Raw genomic sequence first — 20,276 nt, 5'->3', positions numbered from 1 at the left:
TTCCTTTCTTATCATTCTTGTTATCAGGAGCCAGCTGGCATGCGGGGGATGCTGGCAAGCAGACTTTGCGTGTAGGGATGCTTTGGAGCGCGCAGGATATCGTTGGTCAACCCCGCTTCGACGATGCGGCCCTTATCAAGCACGACGATCTGATCGCAAAGCGCTGCGACAACGCCCATGTCATGGGAAACGAAGACCATCGTCATTGCTTCGGAGATTTCCTCGAACAGATCTACCACGCGGATGCGGGTGGAGAGATCGAGCGCGCTCACGGCCTCGTCAGCCAAAACCAGATCTGGGCGCGCAACGATGGCCCGTGCAATGGCGATACGCTGGCGCTGGCCCCCGGAAAACTGGTGCGGATAGCGTTCAAGGCTGTCTGGTGCCAGGCCGACGGCCGTGATGGCTTTTGTTGCCATCTGTCGATGATCGCCGGGAATCTTGAGCGCGCGAAGAGGCTCCGTGATGATGCGCAGAATGCGATGGGAAGGATCAAGCGAAGAGTAGGGGTCTTGAAACACCGCCTGCACCCGTTTGCGATAGCTACGCATGTAGCCTGAACTGCGAGCCTCCAACGGCGCACCATCAAATAGAATGCGGCCCTTCTGCGGGCTATCAAGGCCAAGCAGAAGGCGCAACAGGGTTGATTTGCCCGATCCGCTTTCTCCCACCAGTCCAACATTGGCCCCGCGCGGGACTGTGAAGGATATGTCCTCCAGCACTGGTTTTCCGGAGCGGTAGGAAAAGCCTACATTTTCAACACTGAGCAACGTCATGAACGACCCTCCAGAGCGGCATCGAAGCGGTGGGCCGCATCGACCAGAGTTTGGGTGTAGGAGTCCTTGGGTGTCGTCAGAACATCAGCCGCCAGGCCGCTTTCTACGCATGCGCCATTGCGCATGACCATGACACGCTCTACCATCTGCCCAACGACGGCAAGATCGTGGCTGATGAACATCAGGGCAATGCCCAACTCGTCGACCAGAGAGGTCAACAGCTTGATGATCTGGTCCTGCGTGGTCACATCGAGGGCTGTGGTCGGCTCATCGGCGATCAGCAGCTTGGGGCGGCAGGCAAGAGCCATGGCAATCGCCACACGCTGGCGCTGGCCACCGGAGACTTCATGCGGATAGGCTCGCACAAGCCGCTCCGGATCGGGAAGGCGCACCTGATCGATCAGATCTCGCATATGCCTGTTGACCTCGGCGCGTCCGCTGGGTTTGCCTTCACGACGCAAACGACGGCGCAAGGGCAGGGCAATCTGCTTGCCTAATGGCATCAGCGGATCAAGGGCCGTCAGTGGCTCCTGAAAAACGGTTGCGACGGCATCGCCGCGCAGGCTGTCGAGCTGTTTGCCTGGCGCGCCGACAATCTCTTGCCCGTCCAGAATAATCCGCCCGCTGGGTTTGATGGATGGTGGCAAAAGTCCGGATACTGCCAGCGACGTCAGCGATTTGCCCGACCCGCTTTCGCCAATCAGGCCAAACCGTTCGCCGGGGGCGATGGTAAAGGACAAGTTCTTGACCAGCCCCTTGTCGGCGGTTGAAAGGGAAAGATTTTGTACTGAGAGAAGATCTTGCGTCATACCTGCCTCCGGGATGCATCGAGACGATCACGCAGACCGTCGGTCAGGAGATTGACACCAATCACAAGCGCAAAGATGGCAAGGCCGGGCAGGATTGCTCCCCAAGGCGCAGTATAGACCGTGCCTTGCGCTTCTTGCAGCATGCGACCCCAGGAGGCGTTGGGCGGTGGTGCCCCGAGCCCCAGATAGGAGAGCGACGCTTCCGCCATGACGGCAAGGCCGAATTGCAGCGCCAGATTGACCCCAAGGAAGGGCAGGATATTGGGCAAAATGTGCCAGAAGACGATCGACGGCCAAGATGAGCCGGAAACACGGGCTGCCGTGATATAATCCTGAGACAGCACCTGCTTGGTTAGAAGGCGCGTAATCCGTCCGACAATAGGCGACAGGCCGATACCAAGCGCCAGAATGGCTGTTCCAAGCGAGGCTTCATCGCTTGCCGCCACCACCAGCATGGCGGTCAGAAGTGTCGGGAAAGCGATCAGGATATCGAAAAAGGCAGCAAGGGCGTCGTCGAGAAACCGCGTAGCAAAAGCGGCAAGAATGCCCGTGGTAACACCAATCGCAGCGCCAATGGCAACGGCGCTACAGCCGACAATCAAGGCGATCTGTGCACCGATCATCAATTGGGTGAACAGATCGCGGCCAAGACGATCAGAGCCAGCCCAATGCTGCCAGCTCGGCGCCTCCAGCCGACCCGCTACCATGTCGGATAGGTCATAAGGGGTCCAGACAAGGGCAAGAAGGCCGGTGAGGGTGATGGTGCCCACGAGAAGAAGCCCCAGCCAGAAGGTGGCGTTGGTGCCCGAGAAGCGGGTGAGAATTGACTTGGAAGCAGACATCAGCGGGCCTCCTGACGCAAACGCGGGTCAAGCAGGCGCTGCAGGATGTCAGCCAAAAATCCGGTGAGCAGAACCAGCAAGGTCGAGACAATCAGCACACCCTGAATATTGGGGTAATCGCGTTGCTGGATACCCAGCAGCAACATGGATCCCATGCCCGGAAGGGAGAAAACCTGCTCGACCACCACGGCACCAAGGAAGGTGGTAGAAAGCTCGATACCGAGGACCGAAACAACCGGCACGGCCGCATTGCGTAGCCCATGGCGAATAAAGGCCTCAGGGAAGCTTTCGCCGAGCGCTCGCGCCGTGCGCAGGAAGTCCGACCCAAGCACCTTCAGTGTCGTGGCGCGGACATAGCGCATCAGGGACGCGGACATAATGAGCGCAATGGTCAATACCGGTAGCACCATGGATTCGATGGCGCGACCCGGGTCAGCGTAGCCGCGCAAGGGAAAACCGCCCGAAGGCAACCAGCGCAGATTGAGGGCGAAGGCATAGACCATCAGAATACCGAGCCAGAAAACCGGCACAGCAATGCCGATCTGCGAAATGATCGAGAGAACGAGCCCATACCAGCGGTTGGCCTTGACCGCCGCAAAGACACCCAATGGAACGGCGATCAGCAGAGCAAGAAAGAAGGCAGACAGCGCCAGCGGCAGGGTGACGCTGAGGCGGCGCGTAATTTCATCCAAGACGGAAGAGCGCGACACGAAGGAGGTTCCGAGATCAAAATGGATGAGATCTCCCAGATAGGTGAGGAACTGCATGCCCAGCGGCTGGTCCGACCCGATTTGCGCTTGTGCGGCAGCAATCTGCTCAGGCGTCGCCCCGACTCCGAGCAGGGCGTTGGCGGGATCCCCCGGCAACAGCCTTAACAGAATAAACAGAACGACCGAGGCGACGAACAGGGACAGAAGCAGGATCACCAGCCGCCGAATGAGATATTTTAGCATGATCGGATGCGTATCCTCGCAAGGAAGAGAGAGTTTACAGAATGAGTCGGGCACGCCCCGAGACCCGGAGATGATATCCCGTGGTCGCAGGGCGTGCCCTTTGTGTATAGCCAGTCCTTGACAGAGAGGCGAGCCCGTTTTGGAACACACGCCCCTCGCCAAGTTTTTATTGCAATGGCCTTCGCCAGGGGTTGTCGCGATTAGTCGACTTTCTTGATGTCGGCCGCAAAGAACTGGGAGTTCAACCCGTTGAGCGGATAGCCGCTGACATTGGACGTGGAAACCACGATCTGCGGATAAAGATAGAGCCACATGCTGGCTGCGTCTTCTGCGATGATCCGGTTGGCTTCAGTCAGCATCTTTGTCTGTTCGTCGATGCTTTTGGCGCTCTCGGAGCCAGAGATCAGTTTGGTCACTTCCGGATTGTTATAGCCCCAATAAAAATCAGGGTTGCCATAGAAGACGATGTCGCGATGGTTGACATGCTCCTGCAGAGTCGCCTCAAAATCGTGGGACTTGTAGATCTTGGTGTACCATTCGTTGGCGGTGATGATGTTGATCTTCACATCCACATTGATCTTGGCCAGTTCATTCTGAAGGAATTGGGCGACCACGGGATGCGGGTCATAGTCTGGTGTATCCAGCGTGAAGGAGAAGCCATCGGCATAGCCTGCTTCAGCCAGCAGCGCTTTGGCGCTTTCCGGATCATAGGCATTCACGTCGTTGAGATCGACATACCATGGATCGGTTGGCGGCACGAAAGAGCCAATCAAAGTGCCATAATCGCCCCAGATTGCTTGAAGCAATTTTTCCTTGTTGACGGCACGCGACAGCGCCGAACGCACTTTCGCATCGTTGAACGGCTCGATGCGATCATTGTAGGCCAGAAGTTCCTTCGTGGTGGAAGCGCCTTCCGACACGGTGAAATCAGGATTGTCGACAAACAACGACAGGGCATCAGGGCTCTGGATGGAGGTGATGATATCAACCGCACCGGTCAGCAGGGCGTTATTCTGTGCCGTTGCATCGGTGAAATACTGGAACATTACGCCGCCATTGGTTGGCTTGTCGCCCCAATAGCCATCAAACGGAACCAGAGCCAGAGCGGAGCCGCGACGCCATTCCTGAAGCTGGTAAGGACCAGTGCCGTCTTCGGAATTGCTGATGTCGGTCGCCGCATCATTGACGATCCAGACATAGGACAGATTGTAGGGCAGCGAGATGGAGGGCTTCTCAAGCGTGATCACGACCGTCTTGTCATCTGGCGTTTCGATGCTGGCGATGTTGCTCAGGCTCTTCTTGCGCGAGCTGGAGGAGGTCTCCGCCGTGACGCGCTCGATCGAGTTTTTGACGTCGGCTGCCGTCAAAGGATCGCCCGAATGGAAGGTGACGCCATCCTTCAGGGTGAAGCTATAGGAAAGACCGTCATCACTGATCTCATAGCTCTCTACCAGCTTGGGCTTAACGTCCCCGCCATCGGTAAGCACGAAAAGGCCTTCATAGACATTGCCGTTGAAGGCTTCGTTGATGCCCTGTCCGGCGCCTCCGGTATTGTCCAGATTTTGCGGCTCATACAGGGAGCCGATATTGACGACTGCATCGGGAGTATAATCCTGAGCCAGACCGGCGGCAGGTGTCAGTGTCAGCGCAGAGGCCGTCAGCAGGGCTGCAAATGCAGCACGCCCGGATAGGTGCAATGCGCTGGAAAGTTTCGGCAAAGAGAACATGAAAGAACTCCCCCTTGTTTTGATTAATTCGCACTCTTATCGCAACCGGTGCTGGTGCGTGTGTTTAAGTTGGAGGCGCATTGAAGCAAAATGTCGTCAGGATTTCAATGCCAGTGCAGTCTAAGGGGCACGCGCTCATTCGGGCGATGGAAACCTGATTTTGACGAGGAGAGAATGGCTCAGATGTCGATGCTAACGAATCGGGATCTGGGGCAACAAATTTTTACAATCAGCCCCGAAATTGGATTTGAAATTTCGGTAGATGAAATGCCAATCAGGATCGTCGTCCCCTTTTCATTTTGGCATGGTCAGCAAAGAACGGTGCTTACCTGTACCGAAGCTCTGAAAAGAAGCGCGCTTCCGCTTTCATCTTGCAAGGTCTATGCGTTGGCCGTAAATCCACGAGAGTGCGGCGTTTCGAGCAGTTTGAGGGTTTCTTCACTGCTGGCTGGTGTACCCAGATAATATCCCTGACCGCGACTACAGCCAAGCTCTATCAGGGCTGCGAGCTGATTGCTGGTCTCGACACCCTCGGCGGTGGTCTCCATGCCAAGGGAAGAGCCGAGCGCCAGCATGCTCTTGACGATTGTCATGCGCTTTTCATCGGTCTGGAAACTGTCGATGAAGCTGCGGTCGATCTTGATTTTGTTGAAATCGAGATGGGAGAGCTGAGACAGGTTGGAATAACCGGTTCCGAAATCATCCAGAGAGATGCGGATGCCCAATTGGTGCATCTGATAAATGATCTCGGTGGCCGTATCGAGCTCGTTGATCAGGGCCGTTTCGGTGATCTCCAGCTCAAGGCGATGGGGTGGAAAGTCCACCTCATTGAGTAGCTTGAGGATGCGCAGCCCAAGATGCGGATCGGAGAGCTGCAGCGGAGAAATATTGAAAGACAGCGAAATGGTATCGGGCCACTTTTGGGCATCAAGGCATGCCACCCGCAGCAAGTGATCCGAGAGTTCGGTGATAACGCCGATTTCTTCGGCAATCCGGATGAATTCTGTCGGAGGGACAAAGCCATGCCCCTTGCGATTCCAGCGGGCCAGCGCTTCAAAGCCGGAGATTTCGCCTGTCTCAAGGTCAACCAGAGGCTGGTAGAAGGGCTTGATTTCATTGTTGGCGATCGCGTTGAGTAGATCTTTTTCCAGCTGCGCCCGTTCCATATTGGTAATAAGCATCTCCGGCTCGAAGCGGGCAACGCGCTTGGTCCGGGACCGTTTGGCTGAATACATGGCCAGATCGGCAAAATGGATGGCATCGGAAAGTGTGTCTGCATCTTCTCCAAGAATGCTCAACCCAACGCTGACGCCGACAATCTGGGTCGTCCCGTCGACTTCGATAGGGCGCACCAGTTGCCGTGCAATCTCGTCGGCAAAGACTACAGGGTCAGTGTTTGATGGAATATTTGTGAAGGCCAGAAACTCGTCACCACCAAGGCGGAACGCAAGTTCAACGCCTTTGGCGTTCATGATGCGTTCGGAGATTTCCTTAAGAACAGTATCTCCAGCCTTATGCCCCAAAAGATCGTTTGCTTTCTTGAAATCATTCAAATCCAGCGACAAAAGACCGAAGCGTTTGAACTTGGCCGTATAAGCCTCGCAGCAATTGTCATCCATCAACTTCTGCAAATAGCGCCTGTTGGGCAACCGAGTGAGACTGTCATGCTTGGAGAGCCACTCCAGTTCATCTTCTGCACGGATCCTGCGTTTGATTTCCTTGTTTTTCTGCAATTGGTATCGCAGCATGTAGAACAGGCCTGCATTGCCGAAACAGAGAATGGCCCAGACAAGCTCATCTACCTCATAGGATTCATGGGATCTTGAATAGGAATTAAACACTTCAAACACATCATATGAGGCCCCGACCAGCCAGAGCATCGCGGCAATTGACATAACGATGCCTAGCTCTAGATATTTTTTCCCGAAGGCCACGACTGACATGTGGGCTCATGCTCCTGAGGCAGAATTGCTTTTTATTTCTTCTAAAATCGCACAAGACCGTAGAGAATTTCTTAATCGCACTTGTTATTTTTTACGATTGATGCCGTCAGGTGTTCCGGGTTTTCTAAAGTTTAGCGATGCAAAACAGATAGTTGTGGGATCCCCTAGGTCTTAAGAAGGGGGGCGAGAGCTGGGAGCAATAGAGGACGAAGCGCGAGCTTGAGAGTCATTATGCAATATCACGGGAAGCCTCAGGTTGCATATCATGCTATTCGTATGCAAAATGCGGGGCTGTCATGACATGACAAACGCGCAAGTGGTTCCTTCCCGAAAGATCCCTCACATATGCGACGCGATAGCCATTGGGCCATGATTTAGGACACTGACAGGTGCCTCAGGAGAGACATGCTCACATTTATCAGACAAAATAGTCGGTGGCTCAGCGCAGGCCTCTTGCTCACTTTCGCTTCCTCTTTCGGCCAGACCTGGTTTATTTCGCTTTTCGCTACGGAAATAAAACTGGAATTTGGCTTGAGCGATGGCGCGTGGGGCTCTCTTTATACCGCTGCGACCCTCAGTTCTGCTTTGCTGATGTTCTGGCTGGGCTCTCTGGCCGACAAGATCGCTCTGTCTCGTCTAGCGCCTGCCATCACGCTCATTTTTGCCATTGCTGCTCTGGGCTTCAGCTTTTCCAGCTCGGTGGTCATGCTCGGAATCTTTCTCTTTTTATTGCGCTTTTGCGGGCAGGGGATGTTTGGCCACCTTGCCATGACAGCCATGGGGCGCTGGTTTGATGCTTCGCGCGGACGAGCCGTTTCGATCGCCATGCTGGGGCACCCCTTGGGAGAAGTGATTGTTCCGCTGGTAGCCGTGTTTGCCATCGCAACCATTGGCTGGAACCTGACTTGGGTTACCGTATCAATGATCCTCATTTTGATTGTGGCTCCTGCCGTATGGTTCCTTTCTCTTGATGATCGCTCTCCGGTTGGCCAAAAGGCAGAGCAGACCCTGACCAAGGGCCTTGGCGGACGCCACTGGACGCGAAGCGATGCGGCGCGGCACTGGCTTTTGCCCGCTCTGATTCCGATGTTGCTGACACCTGGTTTCATCGCAACCGTGATGTTCTTCCACCAGACCCATATTGCCAACGTCAAGGGATGGTCGCTGATGGAGATGGCGCCGGGTTATTCCTTCTTTGCCTCGGCTACCGTTGCCTCCACCTTTCTCATGGGCTGGGCGTCTGATCGCTTCGGTGCGGAGCGCCTGCTCCCGGTCATTCTGATTCCCATGGGGTTTGGAGTGCTACTGATAACCGTCGGCGAGCCGGTATGGAGTTGGTACGCCGTTTTGGCACTGTGCGGTGTTACTCAGGGGCTGTCGGGTGCTTTCTGGGGTGTGTTCCTGCCGGTGGCTTACGGGACGCGCTATCTTGGTGCCATTCGCGCCTTGACGACCACTGTCATGGTCTTCTCGACCGCAATCGGGCCGGGCATTACCGGTCTCTTCATCGATGCTGGTGTTTTCTTTCCCACGCAGAGCATTTTTATGAGCATCTGGTGCTTTATCTTCTCGCTGATCAGTTTCATCATCGCGCGGCGTTTGAAGCGGGAAAACTGATGTCTGGCTAATGCCTGACTGGTGTCTGGCGCTGTAAAGAGCGAGAGACGCGCCCGGATTGCGTCACTGTGACCGCAAGAGCGTGTTCTGGTCGATCATGTGGTTCTGATTGATCAAGGTCGCCGCGCCGCCCAGAATGCGGGCCTTTCGCCCCACATGCCCGGCATCAATTTCCGGCATCGTAACGCCCTGCAAATCGATGATGTCCATCTGGTGCCGAAATTCATCGACCAGACGCTGGCGGATGTCTGCCGGAAAGGCGCCGTCAATCACCACGCCCTCAAAGTCGATCACGGCAAGGGCCGAGACGGTTGCATGCGCCAGATTGCGAGCGGCACGGTGTATCCAGTTCGAGACATAGGGCTCCAGTGTGCTCCAGTCTGTGGCTTCGTCATAGATATCCAGCGGTTCGCGATTGTCTGCCTTCAGCCAATGTTCTAGCACCACCAGAGAGGCGTGGTCGACCAACCGGTCACCCTCCTTTCCCGGTACGCGCATGGGACCAAAGCCGCCTGCATTGCCCTTGCGGCCGGCAAAGACGCTGCCATTGAGTACGACGCCGCCACCCACGAAGGTGCCGATGAAAAAATAGATCCAGTCCTGCAATGTGCTGCGTGAGCCGAAGACGAGTTCTGCGCGACAGGCCGCTGTTGCATCATTTTCAAATACGATGGTCCATGGCACGAGCTCTTGCAGTGCTTCGACAAGAGAGAAATCACGCCAGGCACTCATCACCTCGGAAGGGGCGTCAAACTCACCCGTCCAGCTCCAGAGCTCGAATGGCATGGCGAGGCCCATCCCTGCAATAGAGCCGCGGGTCTGCTTGGCCGCCCGGAGCAGAGGGGTCAGGTTGTCTTTGAAAAATGTCAGCGCTCCTTCCGGCGTTGGATAAGGGATGATAAGGCGCTTGGACGCTTTGACCTGACCGAGGAAATCGATGACGGCAAGTTCCATACTCCGGCGCCCGACGGCAAAGGCCACATAGTGGCGGACCTCCGGATCAAGACGCATCGGCGTTGATGGCTGACCGATCCGACCCCGGATTGGTTCATCGCGTAATAGGAACCCGTCCTCTTCCAACGTACGGAAAATCGTAGAAATGGCATTGGGGGAAAGGCCGGTCGCACGGGTGGCATCGGCCTTGGTGACAGCACCCTGTTCCCGGATCAATTGCAGCACCAGACGCTCATTATAGCTTCTGATCGCGACCTGATTGGAGCCTTTCTGAAAGCTGCGCTGGAGCGTGTCGGGATTGTTCTTGTTCATATTATCGACTTTCAAACGAGCGCTTCTGATCAGGCCGGATGCCATGATTGCTGTTCCGCCATACTAGAAATCCCCCCTATTGTCTGCAAGCGCAAATGCGCGTCAATGCGCCCATTGTCTTATTAATTCATTAGGAAGTATTTATTGACAAGCCTTTCGGAACAGGGGTACGAAAGAGCATGACGGCGGTTTGGCCGTCGGGAGGAAGCTTCGAGACGACATTTCAAAATATGAGCCGATTGTGCCCATTCGAGGCTTTTTGCCCATGGAGGAGACTTCTGCTGGCCGGGTTGGGGGACCTTGCCCGAGAGAGCAGAAGATTGAGGCAATAGAACCTGGAGTTCACTTATGAAATATCTCACTACACTGGCAACTGCCGCGCTCATGACAGCTGGCATGTCCGTCGCTGCGTCTGCTGCAGACACCTCTGTCTGTCTGATCACCAAGGACGCAACCAATCCATTCTTTGTGAAAATGAAAGAAGGCGCCCAGGCCAAAGCTGACGAACTTGGTGTCGAGCTGCGCAGCTTTGCGGGCAAGTATGACGGGGACCACGAAACGCAGGTATCTGCCATTGAAACATGCATTGCAGCAGGCGCTGGGGGCATCTTGCTGGTGGCAACCGATTCCAAGGCCATCACCGGTCAGGTGAAAAAGGCCCGCGATGCTGGTCTGGTGGTGATTGCTCTGGACACACCGCTTGATCCGATGGACGCTGCCGACATGACCTTCGCCACGGATAACTTCCTGGCTGGTGAACTGATCGGTAAATGGGCCGCAAAAACCGTGGACGATCCTGCCAACGCTAAAATCGGCCTCATCAACATCAACGTAACGCAGCCATCCGTTGGCGTATTGCGCAATCAGGGCTTCCTCACCGGCTTCGGTATCGATATCGGCGACAAGAGCAAATGGGGTGACGAAACCGACAGCCGCATCGTCGGTCAGGAAATCGGCAACGGCAACGCAGAAGGTGGCCGCAAGGGCATGGAAAACCTGCTCGCTATCAACCCTGATATCAATGTGGTCTACACCATCAACGAACCAACCGCAGCCGGTGCCTATGAAGCTCTGAAAGCCTTTGGTAAACAGGATGACGCCGTGATCGTATCCGTCGATGGCGGCTGCCCGGGTGTGGCCAATGTGGAAGCAGGTGTGATTGGAGCAACCGCTCAGCAATATCCGCTTGATATGGCAGGCAAAGGGGTTGAAGCCATCGTTAAAGCCGTGGAAACCGGCGAAATGCCAGCCGCAACCGAAGGCAAGGACTTCTTTGATACGGGCGTTGGCCTTGTAACCGATAAACCGGTTGAAGGGCTCGAACAGCTGACCGTTGAAGAAGGCAAGAATCTTTGCTGGGGCTAATGCCTCTTTGAAAGATCTAATCGCGGGGCGCCCGGTTGCGTCCCGCTCCCGTGCACTCATTAGGAATGCGATCTCATGACTGATGCACCTGGATCTGCTGAAGAACGCTTGCCAGAGCAAGAGACCGTCGCAGAATTCAACAGCTCCCACAAATCAAACTTCCATCGCTTGCTGGGCTTTCTTCAGACGACGCCCTCTGCCATTCCGCTTTTCGTGCTTGTCACGGCAGTGATTATATTTGGCATCCTCAACGGCAATCGCTTTTTCTCGCCCTTCGCGCTGACATTGATCCTGCAGCAAGTGGCGATCGTGGGCATCGTGGCCGTGGCGCAATCCCTTGTTATTCTCACCGCAGGCATTGACCTTTCCGTTGGCGCGATAGCAGTCATATCCTCGGTTATCATGGGCAAATTCACCTTTGATCTCGGTATCCCGGGCGAGCTTGCCGTTTTGTGTGGGCTGGCAACCGGCCTGTTTTTTGGCACGGCCAACGGCCTTCTGGTCGCCTTCGTCAAGCTGCCCCCCTTCATCGTGACGCTGGGCATGTGGCAGATCGTTCTGGCTGCCAACTTCCTCTATTCGGGCAGTGTGGTCATCCGCAGCGAAGAGATCGCGCAGGTTGCTCCGATCCTGCAATTTTTCGGACGGACCATAACGGTGGGTGGCGCGGTCTTTACCTATGGCGTTATCCTGCTGCTCTTTTTGGTGCTTCTCATGTCCTACATTCTCAGCCAGACAGCCTGGGGACGCCATGTCTATGCGGTGGGCGATGACCCGGACGCTGCCGAGCTTTCCGGCGTCAAGGTGAAAGCCACTCTGGTGTCCGTATACGCCATCGGCGGTTTGATCTGCGGCTTTGCCGGCTGGGCATTGATCGGTCGTTTGGGCTCGGTGTCGCCACAAGCCGGACAGTTGGCCAATATCGAGAGTATCACCGCTGTGGTGATCGGTGGCATCTCGCTGTTTGGCGGGCGCGGTTCGGTGGCTGGCACCCTGTTTGGTGCTCTGATTGTTGGCGTCTTCACCCTCGGTCTGCGCCTGCTTGGAGCTGATGTGCAGTGGACCTATCTGCTGATTGGTGCCCTGATTATTTTCGCAGTAACCGTCGACCAAACCATTCGGAAAGTGAGCCTGTGATGACCAGCCCTATTCTGACCGCACGCAAACTGAACAAGCGATATGGGCGCGTTATCGCCATGGAAGACTGTGATTTCGATCTGATGCCCGGAGAAATCCTCGCTGTCATTGGCGACAATGGCGCAGGCAAATCAACTCTCATCAAGGCCTTGTCTGGCGCTCTGAGGCCGGACAGTGGCGAAATCCGCCTTGAGGGCAAGCCGGTGCATTTCTCTTCGCCCATACAGGCCCGTGAACATGGCATTGAAACCGTCTATCAGACGCTGGCCCTCTCGCCCGCGCTGACGATCGCTGACAATATGTTCATGGGACGCGAGATCCTCAAGCCGGGCATCATGGGTAGCGTGTTCCGGCAACTGGACAAGAAGAAGATGCAGAATTTTGCCCGTGACAAGCTCACTGAGCTCGGGCTGATGACAATCCAGAATATTGCCCAGACCGTGGAGACTCTTTCTGGTGGTCAAAGGCAGGGGGTGGCCGTGGCGCGCGCTGCAGCGTTCGGTACCAATGTTGTTATTCTCGATGAGCCGACTGCGGCCCTTGGCGTGAAGGAAAGTCGCAAGGTTCTCGATCTTATCAAGACGGTGAAGAGCAAGGGCATTCCGATCATCCTGATCTCCCATAACATGCCCCATGTCTTTGAAGTTGCAGATCGAATTCATGTGCATAGGTTGGGTAAACGGCTCTGCGTTGTTGATCCCAAGCAATATTCCATGTCAGATGCGGTTGCTTTGATGACAGGGGCAATGGCCCCTCCGGATCAAGAGGCGGTTGCATGAAAAAAGAAAGCCTGAAACAGAAGACGGCAGAGGTCTGCGCGCTTGTCGAGCGGCATAAAAGACCGGATGGGCGAACGATTCTCGCCATCGCCGGAGCGCCTGCGTCAGGCAAGTCTACGCTCGCCGAGAGCGTGGTCAAGGCGCTCAATGCGGGTCATGAAGGTGAAGTGCCCAAGGCGGCACTTCTGCCGATGGATGGCTACCATCTGGATAACCGGATTCTAAAGGCGCACGGTCTGTTTCCTCGCAAAGGGGCTCCGGAAACATTTGACGCCGTGGGATTTTGTGAGGCCGTCAAAAGCCTCTCGAAATCTGATGGGCTCACCTACTTTCCCACCTTTGATCGCAGCCGCGATATTGCTATTGCCGGTGCTATTGAAATTGCGCCAACAACGCCGATCATCGTGGTGGAGGGCAACTATTTGTTGCTCCGCACTGCGCCATGGAATGCGCTGGCCGATGCCTTCTCCGCCAGTGTTTTTGTCAATCCCGGTATTGACGAGTTGACCCGACGCCTTAACAAGCGCTGGCTGCGCTATGGCCTTGATCCGGAAGCCGCTGCCAAGCGCACGGAAATGAATGATCTGGTCAATGCTCGCCTTGTTCTCAAGCAGAGCATCAAGGCTGATATGGTGCTGGATTAAATCGCGCTGACAAGTGCAGGAAGGCAACCCACCCCAAAGCGTGTATGACGCTCCGGGGTGGCTGGAATCTTGTTTTAAAAAAAGCGGGTCTTCTAGCGAATGCGCCGCTCATTCTGGTCGAACAGGCAGATGTGATCTGCATCAGCCATCAGATTGAGCACGGAGCCACGCTCGGAGATCGCCTCGCGCTCTACATTCACCGTGCAGCTCTTCTCCCCGATTGTGCCATAGAGATAGCTGGCGCCTCCCAGAAATTCTGAAAAGCCCACCTTGAAGGGGACCGCCGTCTTTCCCTCTTCTGCCAGTCGCCAATGCTCAGGCCGAATGCCCACATGCACTGGCGTTCCATCCGCAGGGCGGTTGGTGATCGGCCGGGTTTGCAGAATAACTCCGGCGACCTCAACGCCGTTCTGGCGCATGACCCCGTCCATGAAATTCATTTTCGGACTACCGATGAAGCCGCCGACAAACATGTTGTCCGGATCATCATAAAGGGTTGAAGGCGAACCAACCTGCTCGATGCGTCCAGCGCGCAGAACCACGATCTTGTCCGCCAGTGTCATGGCCTCGGTCTGGTCGTGGGTCACATAGATCATCGTATTACCGAGCTTCTGGTGCAGGCGGGCAATTTCGATCCGCATATCCACGCGCAGTTCGGCATCAAGATTTGAGAGCGGTTCATCGAACAGGAAGACATCGGGATCACGCACAATCGCCCGTCCGATGGCCACCCGCTGCCTCTGCCCACCCGAGAGCTGCCCTGGGCGTCGATCGAGATAGTCGTTAAGCTGCAGAACATCGGCTGCCTGTCCCACCTTCTCTTCGACCTCGGTTTTGGACCGTCCGGCCACCTTGAGTCCAAAGCCCATATTCTGTGCCACTGTCATATGCGGATAAAGGGCATAGGTCTGGAACACCATGGCGATGCCCCGGTCGGAAGGGTCTTCCTCGGTGACATTCTTGCCTGCAATCAGCACATCGCCGCTGGTAACCTCTTCCAGTCCGGCAATGAGCCGCAACAGCGTTGACTTGCCGCAGCCGGATGGCCCGACAAAGACGACGAATTCGCCGCCCTCGATATCAAGATCAACATCGCGGATGACCTCGACCGAGCCGAAAGACTTGCTAACACGCCGTAAACACAGGCCCGCCTGTCGTTGAATGCGTTGTAGATTGACTTGCTCGTTCATCGTCATGCCTCCCTGCGTAACCAGACGAGCATTTCGCCCGGCTCGCGATTATCCCAAAGATAGTAAGGAATAGCCTTGAGTGTTGCAGGCTTGCGCAAGGGGGGCTCTGTATTGTAGAGGGCGTCGTCCTTGCGATATTCCACCAGAGCCTCGACTTCCAGCGCCACCGTATCAGGCCAGGCCTCAATGGTTGATGGTGTAATAGGAACCGCATCCTTGACCAGATAGGTATTCAGAGGTGCATCGTGATCCACCCCTTCGATGCAATAGACAATGGGACCACGCAGAATGGCGGTGCGGCCCTGATCATGGGCGACCTGCGTGTTGGCGTAGAGCTTGTGCGGCTGCATATCGAGATCAAGGGTCAACTGGTCGCCAGCTTGCCATGTGCGGGCAAGGCGAATATAGCCCTTCTCCGGCTTGGCATCGACCGTTTCTCCATTCAGCTTCAGGCTGTAACCATCGGCCCAATCGGGAATGCGCAGCGAAAGCGTGAAGGGACATGCTTCCTCAGGATCGATCTGGAATGCGATCCTACCGTCAGCCGGATAGTTGGTGGTCTGGCCAAGGCTCAGCTTGCGCCCGGCAACTCTCAGATCCGCCTTGTTGGAGCAGTAAAGATGCACAGCAACCTCGTCCTCGGACACACCATAGAAATAGGTTCCGATGGATGCGAGCAACCGCGAAACGTTCGGCGGGCAACAAGGGCAACGATGCCAGCGCCAGCGATGATGATAGCCGTGGCTTTCTAGCGGATTGTCATAGAAGAAGTGGCTGCCATCATCAGACAGGCCCGAAAGCACATTGTTATAGATGGCCCGTTCCATGACATCCCCATAGCGTGCGTCAGGCTCACGCCCGAGCATCCGGCTCGCCCAGAAGACCAGAGCCACCGCAGCGCAGGTTTCCGCATAGGCGGAATCGTTGGGCAGATCATAATCGAAGGTCAGACCTTCATTGTCCTTGGACGGCCCGAAACCACCCGTAACATAAAGGTTGCGTTCGGTCAGGTGAGACCAAAGCGCGTTGAGAGCCGGGTCGAGGCTGGTATCGGAGAACTCGGTCGCCACATCCGCCATTCCTGCGTAGAGATAGGCGGCACGCACGGCATGCCCCACCACTTCTCTCTGCTCGCGTACGGGTTTGTGCGCCTGACAATATTCCAGCGTTGAGAAATGGAAGTCCTCCGGCTTCTCCCCGCGCGCATTGGCTTCCTCATCGAAATAGCTGGGCGCCTCGCCGCGCACATCGACAAAGAATTTCGCCAGATCGAGATAGCGCTGCTCACCGGTAACCCGGCCAAGCTTGATAAGCGCCAGCTCCAGCTCCGGATGGCCCGGATAGCCGCGTTTCTTGCCTGCTTCCGGCCCGAATGTGGCGTCAATGCAATCGGCATAGCGACTGAGAATGTCGAGGAATTTGCGTTTGCCGGTTGCATGATAGTAGGCAATGGCGCCTTCTATCAGATGCCCTGCATTGTAGAGCTCATGCCGGTCTCTCAAGTTTGTCCAGCGTTTGCCGGGCTCGATGCGCAGATACCAGCTGTTGAGATATCCATCCTCGGTCTGCAGGCGGCCATAGGCGTCGATCACCGCGTCAACGCGGGCTTCAAGTTCGGCGTCGCGCTGCCGGTTAAGGGCGTAGGCTGCCGTCTCGATGCTCTTGCCGAAATCGGAATCCCAGAACATTTGTGTGGTGACGGTATTGTTATGCTGAAAAGGGATCACAATCCCCGGGTTGGGCAGGTCAGGGTCGACCTGTTCCAGCATCCGTGCCTCTATGCAGCGATCAAACAGGATTTTCGCCGTAGTGGTGGCAATGACATCCAGCTTGGGCCCGAAGAAGCCGCTCACCTCTATCTGGTTGACGGCAAGCGGCCGGAATTTTGCTTTTGGCTGCAGGGCCTCGCCGGCTTTGGTAGAAGAAAGTGTATTCATTGTTATATCCTTTCGCGGGAGGGCTGCCTATTTCACAGCACCGGCCGTGAGGCCTCGGATGTAGGAGCGTTGAAGAATGAGGAAGAGGATCATGCAAGGGATCATCATCAGCGTGACGCCAGCCTGCACGGCCCCCCAGTCCACCGAGCCATACCGGCCGTGCTGGACGGCAGTCATCAGAACCGGAAGCGTAAACTTGCTTTGATCCGTGAGCAGCACGAGAGCTGCGAGAAATTCGTTCCAGGCGTTGAGGAAGGCAAATAGCCCCACTGTTACCACGCCGGGCAAAACCAGCGGTCCCATTACCTGAACCAACATGCGCCAGCCCTTGACGCCATCCATCCGGGCGGCTTCCTCGATTTCTTTTGGCACGGCGTCAAACGCGTTGCGCATCATGAAAACCGAGAAGGGCAATTGCAGTGTTGTATAGATGAAGACCAGCCCAATGAGCGTATTCTGTAACCCCATCTTGGCCAACAGCAGAAATAGTGGCGTCAGGATCGACTGGAACGGGATCATCATGGTGGACAGGATGAGCACGAAGGCGAGCCCCTTGAGCGGAAAGCGATAGCGCGAGAAGCCATAGCCTGCCAGAAGCGAAACCACGATGGTCAGCATCGAGGTACCCACAGCCACAAACAGGGAGTTGCCCGAGTAATGAAGCACCGACTGGCCGAAATTTTCCAGCCTGTCATAGCTTGAGATACTGAAGCCATCCATCGGCCAGGGCGGAATGGGAGGCTGGGTGGATTCAGCCGGTGAGCGGAAGCTTGAGAGCACCACCCATACCAGCGGCGCCAGAAACAGCAGGGCAACCAGAACCGACGTGGCATGAAAGATCAGCGTGTGATAGCGCAGCCGTCCCTTACGCTGGGTGGGGGCAGACGAAGCTGCCATGGCTTGATCGGAGAAGGTCACGGCATTCATTTTTTCGGTCCCTTGTCGCTCAGGAATGTAAGCTGAATGACACTCAGCACCAGAAGGATGACCAGCAGCACCATGGAGAGCGCAGCGCCATAGCCCAGGCGGAACGAGATGAAGCTTTCATTGAAGATCTTGTAAACGGCAGTAACCGTCTGGTTGCGCGGGCCACCGCTGAGAATGATGTAGAACTGGTCAAAGGCCAGCATCGAACCCGAGATGCACAGGATGAGCGCCAGCGCGAAAGGCTTGCGGATGAGTGGCATGATGATGAAGCGGAACCGCTGGCTCCATTTGGCACCATCAATGCGCGCCGCTTCGATATAGTCGGTCGGAATGGATTGCAGGCCACTCATCAGGATGACCATGTAGAAACCGGCCATCTTCCAGATGACCATGAAGATGACTGACCAGAAGGCTGGCGTGAAGTTGGCCAGAATATTCACACGCCCTTCTGTAAGGCCGATATCCTGCGCCAGGGGTGAGAACAGGCCCGTATCCACATTTGACAACCACACCCACAACAGGGCGGCAGAGGCAAAGCCGGTGACAACTGGCAGGAAATAAATGGTTCTATAGGCTGAAATCGCCTTGCCTTGTCCCTGAACGATCAGGGCCAACGCCATGGCGACGCCCAGAAGGCCGATCGTGATAACGACAGTATATTCGATCGTGAACCAGAGAGAGGACCAGAAGCTCTTGTCGGTCAGAAGGCGTTCGTAGTTGTCGAACCCGACCCAGCGGGGCACGCCCATCAGCGGCCATTTATGCAGCGACATCCACGCCGCCATGCCCAACGGCACGATAAAGAAGATGGTAACCAGAAGAAGCGAAGGTAGAACGAACAGCAATCCGTTCCATTGGGAATGCCTGCGTCGCCTGCGGCGCGTAGGCATAGGAGTCTCCGGAACTGCCATGAGACCGTCAGTCATGGTGTAATCCTTTGAAGCAGGAATGCGAGGGACACCGCCGACTGAAAATGGGTCAGTCGGCGGCTCTTGCTAGGCAGATTTTGGAGGATCTACCGGGAAGAATCGATTATGGACTGCATCTCTTCCTGTGCTTCATCCATCGCCTCATCAACCTCTTCGGCGCTATCGGCAAAGAAGGCCTTGTTTAGCATGTTGACCCATGGGCCATTCAGCGAATTGATGAGATCATTAAATACCGGAGTGTAAGGCGTCCGGCCCTTGTCCATCGCCTTGGCGGCAATCAGATAGCGGCTATCAAGTCCTTTGAGGGCTTCTTCGGCGACATCGGCGCGCACAGGCAGCGAGCCGTTCTTGGCCAGAATGGTCTGTCCTTCAGAGGAATAGGCGAACTTGATGAAAGCCTCGATCGCAGGCATCTTGTCTTCATCGGTCTTGGCCGAAACCACGATATTGTCTCCCCCGGCAAAGGAAGACCAGTCGCCATCCCTACCCGGCAGGTAGGTAACCCCGTAGTCCAGATCCGGATACTGGTTGTTGAGCGCGCCAATGGCAAAGGAACCAGATGGCGTGAGGCCGATATTGCCGCCTGCAAAGGCTGCAAAGAAGTTGGAGCCAGAGTCCGTCTGTGAACCGGCAGGCACCAGGTCGTCCTTGGCCATGCCACGATAGAATTCCAGCGCATCTTTCATCTGTGGTGTCTTGACGGTGGCCTTGGCGCCTTTATCTTCAAACAGATTGCCGCCTGAAGCCCAAATCAAAGGCGTGAAGGTGAAGATATTGCAGCCACCGCAATTGCCCGAGAAATAGAAGCCGTAAGTATCATCACCCAGCGCGCCAATGGCTTCGGCGGCCTTGCGGATGTCGTTCCAGTTAGCGGGAGCCTTGTCAGGATCAAGGCCAGCCTTCTTATAAAGGTTCTTGTTCCAGACCAGCACGGATGCGTCAGCCGAGAATGGCATGCCGTAGATCTTGCCATCATAGGTGCCCACGCTCAGATGGGCCTGAGACAGGCTGTCATAATAGGGCAGAGACTTGGCAAAGTCCGTCATATCCTTGAGCTGCCCGGCCTGGGCGAAAGAGGGTGTAAAAATGAGATCCAGCGAAAGAGCATCGGGCTGAGATCCCCCGGCAGCGGCGATGGCATATTTTTGTACCAGCTCATTGACCGGCACGATCTGCAACTCGGCCTTGTCTTCCCCCTTGGCGTTGAAGGCGTCCACCAGCTTGGGCATGAATTCCGATCCGTCCGAGCGAACCCAGAGCGAAAATGTTTCTGCCTGAGCCAGTCCGGGCAATGCAATTGCAGCCATGGCAACACCGCCAAGCAATGCTTTGATAGTCACGATAAATCCTCCTCTATGGTTGTCCCAGGCAGTCCTTGCACTACTGAGACAACGTTTGCGCAAAATGTGCGTCTTAAGCCCTTCCAAAATGGTTC

General features: G+C 55.7%; 17 protein-coding genes. 5 read left to right on the top strand and 12 right to left on the bottom strand.

What is annotated here, in order from left to right; all coding sequences use genetic code 11:
- Positions 1–23 precede the first annotated feature (23 nt).
- The 6 genes from ACKPCT_RS16310 to ACKPCT_RS16285 form a co-directional block, all read right to left on the bottom strand.
- A complete protein-coding gene (locus tag ACKPCT_RS16310) occupies positions 24–776 on the bottom strand; it encodes an ABC transporter ATP-binding protein (protein WP_090069032.1) in 753 nt (250 codons plus the stop codon).
- The gene (locus tag ACKPCT_RS16305; protein WP_319567412.1) at positions 773–1,585 is read right to left on the bottom strand and encodes an ABC transporter ATP-binding protein; all 813 of its coding nucleotides are present in this window, start codon (positions 1,583–1,585) and stop codon (positions 773–775) included. The genes ACKPCT_RS16310 and ACKPCT_RS16305 overlap by 4 nt, the downstream gene beginning before the upstream one ends.
- Entirely contained in the window at positions 1,582–2,427 is an 846-nt protein-coding gene (locus ACKPCT_RS16300) for an ABC transporter permease (protein WP_319567411.1), read from the bottom strand. Before ACKPCT_RS16300 ends, ACKPCT_RS16305 begins: the two co-directional genes overlap by 4 nt.
- A complete protein-coding gene (locus ACKPCT_RS16295; protein ID WP_090069041.1) occupies positions 2,427–3,380 on the bottom strand; it encodes an ABC transporter permease in 954 nt (317 codons plus the stop codon). Before ACKPCT_RS16295 ends, ACKPCT_RS16300 begins: the two co-directional genes overlap by 1 nt.
- A gap of 200 nt (positions 3,381–3,580) precedes the next feature.
- Positions 3,581–5,107 (bottom strand): ABC transporter substrate-binding protein, encoded by a 1,527-nt coding sequence (locus ACKPCT_RS16290; RefSeq protein ID WP_319567410.1) that lies wholly within the window; start codon positions 5,105–5,107, stop codon positions 3,581–3,583.
- Between the two features lie 380 nt (positions 5,108–5,487).
- A complete protein-coding gene (locus ACKPCT_RS16285; RefSeq protein ID WP_319567409.1) occupies positions 5,488–7,050 on the bottom strand; it encodes a putative bifunctional diguanylate cyclase/phosphodiesterase in 1,563 nt (520 codons plus the stop codon).
- 405 nt (positions 7,051–7,455) lie between these two features.
- On the opposite strand from ACKPCT_RS16285, the gene ACKPCT_RS16280 reads away from it, so the two are divergent.
- Positions 7,456–8,667 carry an MFS transporter gene (locus tag ACKPCT_RS16280; RefSeq protein WP_090069048.1) on the top strand — a complete coding sequence of 404 codons (1,212 nt, stop codon included), beginning with the start codon at positions 7,456–7,458 and terminating at the stop codon, positions 8,665–8,667.
- A 63-nt stretch (positions 8,668–8,730) separates the two neighbouring features.
- Here ACKPCT_RS16280 and ACKPCT_RS16275 read toward each other — a convergent pair whose 3' ends face one another.
- A complete protein-coding gene (locus ACKPCT_RS16275; protein WP_319567408.1) occupies positions 8,731–9,978 on the bottom strand; it encodes an ROK family transcriptional regulator in 1,248 nt (415 codons plus the stop codon).
- 303 nt (positions 9,979–10,281) lie between these two features.
- Between ACKPCT_RS16275 and ACKPCT_RS16270 the strand changes: the two genes are divergently transcribed.
- The 4 genes from ACKPCT_RS16270 to ACKPCT_RS16255 all read left to right on the top strand — a co-directional run bounded on the left by ACKPCT_RS16270 (position 10,282) and on the right by ACKPCT_RS16255 (position 13,858).
- On the top strand, positions 10,282–11,298 hold the full coding sequence (locus tag ACKPCT_RS16270; RefSeq protein WP_090069053.1) for a substrate-binding domain-containing protein: 1,017 nt from the start codon (positions 10,282–10,284) through the stop codon (positions 11,296–11,298).
- Between the two features lie 75 nt (positions 11,299–11,373).
- Positions 11,374–12,435: an ABC transporter permease gene (locus ACKPCT_RS16265; RefSeq protein ID WP_090069056.1), complete on the top strand. Its 1,062-nt coding sequence runs from the start codon at positions 11,374–11,376 to the stop codon at positions 12,433–12,435.
- On the top strand, positions 12,435–13,214 hold the full coding sequence (locus tag ACKPCT_RS16260; RefSeq protein ID WP_090069059.1) for an ATP-binding cassette domain-containing protein: 780 nt from the start codon (positions 12,435–12,437) through the stop codon (positions 13,212–13,214). The genes ACKPCT_RS16265 and ACKPCT_RS16260 overlap by 1 nt, the downstream gene beginning before the upstream one ends.
- The gene (locus tag ACKPCT_RS16255; RefSeq protein ID WP_319567407.1) at positions 13,211–13,858 is read left to right on the top strand and encodes a nucleoside/nucleotide kinase family protein; all 648 of its coding nucleotides are present in this window, start codon (positions 13,211–13,213) and stop codon (positions 13,856–13,858) included. Before ACKPCT_RS16260 ends, ACKPCT_RS16255 begins: the two co-directional genes overlap by 4 nt.
- 92 nt (positions 13,859–13,950) lie before the next feature.
- On the opposite strand, the gene ACKPCT_RS16250 is transcribed toward ACKPCT_RS16255, so the two are convergent.
- The 5 genes from ACKPCT_RS16250 to ACKPCT_RS16230 form a co-directional block, all read right to left on the bottom strand.
- Entirely contained in the window at positions 13,951–15,054 is a 1,104-nt protein-coding gene (locus tag ACKPCT_RS16250) for an ABC transporter ATP-binding protein (RefSeq protein WP_407652423.1), read from the bottom strand.
- Positions 15,051–16,985 (bottom strand): glycoside hydrolase family 127 protein, encoded by a 1,935-nt coding sequence (locus ACKPCT_RS16245; RefSeq protein WP_319567405.1) that lies wholly within the window; start codon positions 16,983–16,985, stop codon positions 15,051–15,053. The genes ACKPCT_RS16250 and ACKPCT_RS16245 overlap by 4 nt, the downstream gene beginning before the upstream one ends.
- A gap of 27 nt (positions 16,986–17,012) precedes the next feature.
- Entirely contained in the window at positions 17,013–17,882 is an 870-nt protein-coding gene (locus ACKPCT_RS16240; protein WP_319569431.1) for a carbohydrate ABC transporter permease, read from the bottom strand.
- 26 nt (positions 17,883–17,908) lie between these two features.
- Positions 17,909–18,838, bottom strand: a complete 930-nt coding sequence (locus ACKPCT_RS16235) for a carbohydrate ABC transporter permease (RefSeq protein ID WP_319567404.1) — start codon at positions 18,836–18,838, stop codon at positions 17,909–17,911.
- Positions 18,839–18,927: 89 nt separating this feature from the next.
- Complete coding sequence (locus ACKPCT_RS16230) at positions 18,928–20,175, bottom strand: ABC transporter substrate-binding protein (protein ID WP_319569430.1); 1,248 nt, start codon at positions 20,173–20,175, stop codon at positions 18,928–18,930.
- Positions 20,176–20,276 lie beyond the last annotated feature (101 nt).

It is taken from the genome of Cohaesibacter marisflavi, from assembly GCF_963665895.2.
Taxonomy (GTDB): domain Bacteria; phylum Pseudomonadota; class Alphaproteobacteria; order Rhizobiales; family Cohaesibacteraceae; genus Cohaesibacter; species Cohaesibacter marisflavi.
Note: the sequence above shows the minus strand (reverse complement) of the source record. Positions and strands in the feature narration are given on the sequence as shown.

Excerpts from the sequence above, each read along its gene's own strand:
- ACKPCT_RS16310 (WP_090069032.1), bottom strand. The coding sequence starts at position 776 with ATGACGTTGCTCAGTGTTGAAAATGTAGGCTTTTCCTACCGCTCCGGA.
- ACKPCT_RS16305 (WP_319567412.1), bottom strand. The coding sequence starts at position 1,585 with ATGACGCAAGATCTTCTCTCAGTACAAAATCTTTCCCTTTCAACCGCC.
- ACKPCT_RS16300 (WP_319567411.1), bottom strand. The coding sequence starts at position 2,427 with ATGTCTGCTTCCAAGTCAATTCTCACCCGCTTCTCGGGCACCAACGCC.
- ACKPCT_RS16295 (WP_090069041.1), bottom strand. The coding sequence starts at position 3,380 with ATGCTAAAATATCTCATTCGGCGGCTGGTGATCCTGCTTCTGTCCCTG.
- ACKPCT_RS16290 (WP_319567410.1), bottom strand. The coding sequence starts at position 5,107 with ATGTTCTCTTTGCCGAAACTTTCCAGCGCATTGCACCTATCCGGGCGT.
- ACKPCT_RS16285 (WP_319567409.1), bottom strand. The coding sequence starts at position 7,050 with ATGTCAGTCGTGGCCTTCGGGAAAAAATATCTAGAGCTAGGCATCGTT.
- ACKPCT_RS16280 (WP_090069048.1), top strand. The coding sequence starts at position 7,456 with ATGCTCACATTTATCAGACAAAATAGTCGGTGGCTCAGCGCAGGCCTC.
- ACKPCT_RS16275 (WP_319567408.1), bottom strand. The coding sequence starts at position 9,978 with ATGGCATCCGGCCTGATCAGAAGCGCTCGTTTGAAAGTCGATAATATG.
- ACKPCT_RS16270 (WP_090069053.1), top strand. The coding sequence starts at position 10,282 with ATGAAATATCTCACTACACTGGCAACTGCCGCGCTCATGACAGCTGGC.
- ACKPCT_RS16265 (WP_090069056.1), top strand. The coding sequence starts at position 11,374 with ATGACTGATGCACCTGGATCTGCTGAAGAACGCTTGCCAGAGCAAGAG.
- ACKPCT_RS16260 (WP_090069059.1), top strand. The coding sequence starts at position 12,435 with ATGACCAGCCCTATTCTGACCGCACGCAAACTGAACAAGCGATATGGG.
- ACKPCT_RS16255 (WP_319567407.1), top strand. The coding sequence starts at position 13,211 with ATGAAAAAAGAAAGCCTGAAACAGAAGACGGCAGAGGTCTGCGCGCTT.
- ACKPCT_RS16250 (WP_407652423.1), bottom strand. The coding sequence starts at position 15,054 with ATGACGATGAACGAGCAAGTCAATCTACAACGCATTCAACGACAGGCG.
- ACKPCT_RS16245 (WP_319567405.1), bottom strand. The coding sequence starts at position 16,985 with ATGAATACACTTTCTTCTACCAAAGCCGGCGAGGCCCTGCAGCCAAAA.
- ACKPCT_RS16240 (WP_319569431.1), bottom strand. The coding sequence starts at position 17,882 with ATGGCAGCTTCGTCTGCCCCCACCCAGCGTAAGGGACGGCTGCGCTAT.
- ACKPCT_RS16235 (WP_319567404.1), bottom strand. The coding sequence starts at position 18,838 with ATGACTGACGGTCTCATGGCAGTTCCGGAGACTCCTATGCCTACGCGC.